Annotated in this window: 2 protein-coding genes; both read right to left on the bottom strand. The window is 56.0% G+C overall.

Translation table 11 applies throughout. The features are described 5' to 3' along the window. Window positions 1-1,077: LTA synthase family protein (locus lacNas_RS09770; RefSeq protein WP_201336382.1), on the bottom strand; the 1,077-nt coding region annotated here is incomplete at its 3' end. 18 nt (window positions 1,078-1,095) lie between these two features. Continuing rightward, a partial coding sequence (locus tag lacNas_RS09765; protein WP_201346819.1) for a lysylphosphatidylglycerol synthase transmembrane domain-containing protein occupies window positions 1,096-1,805 on the bottom strand: 710 nt, incomplete at its 5' end.

The following is a 1,805-nucleotide window of genomic DNA, read 5'->3' as shown; positions in this document are numbered from 1 at the left end:
AAAAGAGCCGGTGCCCCCGTGCATGACGGCGGTGGTGTAGCCGGCCTTTTGGTTCAAAATCGCCGGCATGCTTTCAAAAGTATTGCTGGTCCCGTAAGTCGACATGGCCGAACCCGACTGGACCCCGAAGAGGGAGTTTTCCAGCATCATTTCGGCGTCGGAGGTCTTCCCCTGCCCGACCTGGTTGAAGAAGTTGTCAAAGGCCAGGGTGTGCTGGGAGTGGTAGATCTTGTTCAGGTTGGGCGTGACTTCCTTGCCCTTCCACTTGTAGTCGATCAAAAACTGCTGGAAGCTTTCCAGGTGGATGACGATGACGTTCTTGCCCTTGGCCACCCCGGTATAGGCCGAATTCGGCGCCACGTAGCTGCTCTTGAGGTACTTTTTGACCGAGCTCAGATCCGACACCTTGGCATTGGCCATCTGCGCGCTGGTCTGGGCGGTCTTGACCCCGTCATAGATGGCGTATTCGTTGATCCCCAGGTATTTGACGATGTAGTTGTTGTCAAAAGTCCGCGTCAGCAGGCCTGAGCGGTCGTTTTGTGCCAAAAGCAGGTTGCCCCCCATCAAGAGCAGGGCCGCCAGCTCAATTGCCAGCTTGTGCTTCCAGGACTGGGCGTAAAGGTCCATTTTGAAGAACTTGCCCAGCAGCAGCCCCGTCAAAATCAAGGGGTCCGCGAAGGCCAAAAAGTCGCTGCCCTTGAGAATGCCGGCAATGCTTTTGCCCAGGTTCTCCGAAGCGCTGCCCGAATTCTGCAGCAAAGAGAAGGACAGGAAGTTGGAGAATTCCCGGTAATAAAGCACGTTGGCAAAAAGCCAGGTCGCCAGGACAAAGTCCAAAACGATGATGGTCCAGTAGGACTTGCGCCCTTTCAAGAGCATCCCCAGGCCCAAAAGCAGCATCCCCGACGGGATCGGGTTGATCAACAGCAGGAAGTTCTGCATGGGCCCGGTCGCCCCCAGGGTAAATTTGGTCAGATAAATCAGGTAGCACTTAAGCCAGTAGCCGAAAACCGCCAGGGCAAAGAAGCCGTTTTTGGAGCTCCTCAGCCAGTTTCCAAATGCTTGAAGTTTACGCATTCAATCACCTCAAAATTATCAGTCCCGGACCTTGGCTGGCTTAAAGGACCAGCCCACCAGGCCGAGAAGCATGCCGAAGAAGTAAGTCGCGAACCGCCACAAGAACATGGCCAAAACGACCACGCCCGACTGGCTGATGAAGCTGGCAAACAGGGTCTGGAAGCTGAATTCCGCCCCGCCGCTGGCCCCAGGCAGCGGGATCACGGCCATGAACATGATGATCAAGATGGTCATCAAAGTCACCTGCCAGTAGTCCACCGGCTGCCCCAGCGCCCTCAAGGTCAGATAAGGCGCTGAATAATAGCAGGCCAGCTGCCCCGCCGTCAGCAAAACGACGCCCCAGAGCTTTTTCCTTTCGGCTTTCAAGGCCTGGCTCTCCTGGTAAAAGCTTTCCACTTGTTCCAGGGTCGACTTCTCCCAGACCTGGGCCTTTTTCTGGCCAAAAATCCGCCCCAAAAGCCGCATCACGCCCTTGACGGCCTTGACCGTCCAGTCATGGGCAAACATGGCCAAAAGGAGCAGGATGATTGAACAGACATGCAGGGCAAAGCCCAGGAAGATGAAGACCGCCAAAGCCGCGAACTTGCCGGCTACCAAGTGAAAGCCGAAAACAAAGGCCGTCACGTAAGCCGCCAGCACTACCAGCTGGTAGCAAATGAACTTCATCATCAGAATCGACGTGGCCCGGCCGCCGCTCATGCCCATCTCCACCATCGCGGCCAGCTGTG

Origin of the sequence: Lactobacillus nasalidis, from assembly GCF_016587775.1 — a bacterium.
In the GTDB taxonomy this organism is placed as follows: domain Bacteria; phylum Bacillota; class Bacilli; order Lactobacillales; family Lactobacillaceae; genus Lactobacillus; species Lactobacillus nasalidis.
Note: the sequence above shows the minus strand (reverse complement) of the source record. Positions and strands in the feature narration are given on the sequence as shown.